Raw genomic sequence first — 3,625 nt, 5'->3', positions numbered from 1 at the left:
GATCCCCAAGAATACGATGCGAACTTCACTGGACACTTTCGCGAGCATCAAAGGATGCAGTCCTTTGGCTCGCGTTCTGCTGTCAAATTGTCAGTTGAGATCAATGAGAGGACGCAACGTCCTGGAATCCTCAAGGTGAGAACAAGTCACCCACGTGGACGAAGTCCATGCCGACTGACCAGAACGAGTGCCCGGGAGGCATCTTATTCCCACTGGCAAACCGTGTAGAATATGCCTCACCACTTATTCCCACCTGTCCAACAGGTGATAAACAAGTTATTCGACTGGAACTTCTTGAGACGAAGCATGAATCGCACATTGATCTTCATCGCGTCCATTGTCGCTCCAACCATTGCTCGGGCGGCGGACATAGGAACGACGTACGCCTTTACACCTGATCTCGCACTTGAAGGCAACCCAGCAATGGCCTCGTTGGGCTTTCCTGGGATCATCGCGTTGAACATTGCAATTGTCGCTGCGGTATCTCTCATGACGTATTATTGGTGGAGGCATCCCGTTGATTGCAAGATGCCGTCGGACGTTGATGACACATGGGCATTCGCGTCGCTCAACTACTTCGGTGCGGAATACCCTAGACGTACGTTCGCGTACAAGTTTATGACCAGGTTTCCGACCAATTGGCCACTTGCCATTCAAATGACCGGTCTAGTTTTGTCTTCCATTCTTGTGATCGGCAGCTGCATGGCTGTCTTTTCCTGGTTCGCGGTGCACGACTGGCATCTGCTCTGGTACCGCAAGGCGTATTTTCGTACTCACTTTGCATTCCCGTACTTGCTACTCTTGCCGGTCTTCCTTGCTGCTACAGCGATGTACTTCAGGGCTGAGCATGCTCGAATCCACACGGAGCTGAACGGCGAATAACCAAGCCATTCAACGGAGTGGCGTGTCAGGCGTTTTCGCAATGGTTGAATCTCTCGTCGCCACCCGCTGATGGCCAACGTTACCCGACTGAATTGAATTCACATTGACGCAACGCATTGGCGACCGTTCAACCCTCGCAATCGAACTCGGAAGCCCGGATGACGGATCGCCCGACTTGAGAACCGTTGACGTCTACGCCGATGGGCGTTGGCTAACCTGCGACGACAATGTCGTTTACTTGCCTCAATTTATTGGCTCCCTCAACGACGACCTGGATTGGGCGGTGTCCCCCGTAGGCGACAAACGTGATTCACCGCCGTTTCCTGACCGTTCGCCCGTCGAGAATCACCACGAGATGCTTCGACTTGCCAACGATGACAATGACCTCCATTTGTTTCACCGTTTTATGGACTGGGGACCAACAGCCGACAACGTCTCGGTGCACCTATTTCGCATTGATGGGCTTGCCTACCTGCCTTTTTCGTTTTGGCGTGAATCTCACCACGACGCAGGTGAACTCGGGCCGGTATACTGTGCGCGGCTATCCGTCGACGACTTGCGTCTTACACTCCACCGAGCGGCCTGGACGCTCATGTGGGACTGGTACGCTGACCGCAAGGATCGGGGCCGGTAACCATCGCGTGAACCGGAGAACGCGAGCTAGGCGATTTGGCCGTTAGAGACTTCACGGCGCGTTCCCGGTTACGCGTAACGTTCTGCGATGAACACCATGTTTACACGTATTCTTCCACTGTTGATGCTTGTCACCGGTGGGGCTCCTGGCCCTGCCCACGGCGACGACTACGAGCTAGCGATCGCTGGTCAGCTCGTTGATCGGCTGCCGAGTGATACAACACTCGTGTTCTGGCACCCAAGTTCGCAGGTCGCCGGCGGATCTGTTTCCGTTGATACATTGCCAGCCCCCCTTCCGGCTGCGACGTACTCTGGGCACGCGTGGCACGTCAACTTCGTCAGTAAGCAGCAGGGCAGACTGTTTTCACTGACTCTTTCACGAGACCTATTCGATAAACCAAGACGCATCACGCTTAGGCTCGATGAGCCGAAACCGCACATCCGTCCTACCTTTTCGTTTGGTAAGAATGCGAAATACTACGCCGGCATGACGAAGAGAATGCGATACCGCGACCTGCCCCGGTGGGACAAGGAGACGGATTCTTTTGCAACGCCTGTTGCGCCTATAATGACAATCATACGCCGCGACGATGGTAAGGTCGTTCACGACGCAACTATGGAAGACGGGTGCATGGCTTCACGCTGGTGGGCATTCATTGACGGAGATGTGACGCTGCAAGACCAAAAGGACTATCGATTCGCAGTCATCTACGATTCGGGCGGTTTATTCCCCACATTTTCTACTACCAAAGATTTCACCTTCCACGCGAGCCTGCACTCACACTAAAACGCAGAACAATGACATGCACGGGAGCACGGCTTGCGGCTTTTTTTCAATGGATACTGAACTCTCCGTGCCCCGTGATGTCCGCCGTTATGCCAATCAATAATGTTCGTTCGAGGATTCGCCAAAATTGGATTTGACCAGTGTTGCTACCACGGTGCTGTCATCAACGGTTGTCGTAGGCATTTGCGTTTTCACTCTCAAGCTCTGGATCGATAGATCGATGGCGGCGAGTTTCGCCGCACTTGAGGAGCGTCTCAAGGCCGGCATTGCGGAAGAAAGCCGAAGAACCGCATTGAGTTACGATGAGTTGGGTAGCACTTTGAAGGTCTGTCTTTCGCTACTTTATCGCGCCCGCAATTTAGCCCGCGAACTCTTCAACAATCCCGATGACCTTACGGCCCGCCGGGGCAGGCAGAAGCTCGAAATCCTGAACACTTACACAGAATCCATTGAAGACCTGATGTTCGAAAATCGAGCACTGATACCAGACAATCTCTTCAAGATGCTGCATGGAGCTAAAGGGGCACTGTCCGGGTTTGCGCACGGAATAGATGAGCTGCGAAAACTCAGGCACCGGGGTGAAGACGATAAGTTCAAAGATCACGTGGGCGTTGACCTTGCGCAGTTTTATCAATTCGTAGATGACGCCTACAACGAGTTGACAAAGGAGATTCAGGAATTTCTTCATGTTTCGAATAGCGATTCATAGGGCGATGACAGGGTTCAAAGCGAATAGCAGAACCATGGCATGAACCGAAGCGGCGGCGCAATGGTCCTTTGAGTTTCAAGTCTTTCGCCGCCGCTCGGTTATGCCTTTCGTTACGCTCGCTGAGTGCGCGGTCTAGGTCACTTTGGTTCAATCGTTGTCATGATGGAGGCTTGTTCGCGTCGTACCGATCACGGAGAACGTTTCATCGCGGTTACGACAACGCGGATGGTTGGTGATCGGAACGACGCGATCTTTCCTTGGCGTCAAACACATTGCGCGGTTGAAGATGGAGACCGAATACGCTTCGGCCAAACGTTGGACGCTGCAAGCTGCCGATTAGGCAAAACGATTAGCGATGACGACTTTGCTTATTCTCTGGTCGGTGCTAGTCATCGCTAATCCATTTGCCCATCGGCGGACGTTGGATAACGAAGATGCGCGTGACATGACCCTCAGTGAATGCCAACACCCAGATGCGCTCGATTGACCCTCAATCAATTCGCGAGTTCGCTGGATCGACATTCTGTTATCCAGTACGATGGTGTCCAGCACGCACTTTGTCACATCGATCGATATTGCTGCGTAGAAGTGCATAACCAATAAGGATTTGACTT

At 52.9% G+C, this 3,625-nt stretch carries 4 protein-coding genes; all 4 read left to right on the top strand.

Features of this window, described 5'->3' with window-relative positions:
* Nucleotides 1-306 precede the first annotated feature (306 nt).
* The 4 genes from B2R17_RS19275 (at nt 307) to B2R17_RS19260 (ending at nt 3,011) form a co-directional block, all read left to right on the top strand.
* Complete coding sequence (locus B2R17_RS19275) at nt 307-882, top strand: hypothetical protein (RefSeq protein ID WP_286765254.1); 576 nt, start codon at nt 307-309, stop codon at nt 880-882.
* 175 nt (nt 883-1,057) lie between these two features.
* The gene (locus B2R17_RS19270; protein ID WP_286765253.1) at nt 1,058-1,516 is read left to right on the top strand and encodes a hypothetical protein; all 459 of its coding nucleotides are present in this window, start codon (nt 1,058-1,060) and stop codon (nt 1,514-1,516) included.
* Nucleotides 1,517-1,612: 96 nt separating this feature from the next.
* Nucleotides 1,613-2,302, top strand: coding sequence for a hypothetical protein (locus B2R17_RS19265; RefSeq protein WP_286765252.1), 690 nt, complete (start codon nt 1,613-1,615; stop codon nt 2,300-2,302).
* Between the two features lie 127 nt (nt 2,303-2,429).
* Entirely contained in the window at nt 2,430-3,011 is a 582-nt protein-coding gene (locus tag B2R17_RS19260; protein ID WP_286765251.1) for a hypothetical protein, read from the top strand.
* Nucleotides 3,012-3,625 lie beyond the last annotated feature (614 nt).

The organism is Rhodopirellula sp. UBA1907 (assembly GCF_002337565.1).
Lineage (GTDB): Bacteria > Planctomycetota > Planctomycetia > Pirellulales > Pirellulaceae > Rhodopirellula > Rhodopirellula europaea.
The sequence above is the reverse complement of the archived record's forward strand: the minus strand, read 5'-3'. Positions and strand labels throughout refer to the sequence as shown.

Bases quoted from the DNA above. Each gene is read 5' to 3' on its own strand.
- B2R17_RS19275 (WP_286765254.1), top strand. From the start codon at position 307: ATGAATCGCACATTGATCTTCATCGCGTCCATTGTCGCTCCAACCATT.
- B2R17_RS19265 (WP_286765252.1), top strand. From the start codon at position 1,613: ATGTTTACACGTATTCTTCCACTGTTGATGCTTGTCACCGGTGGGGCT.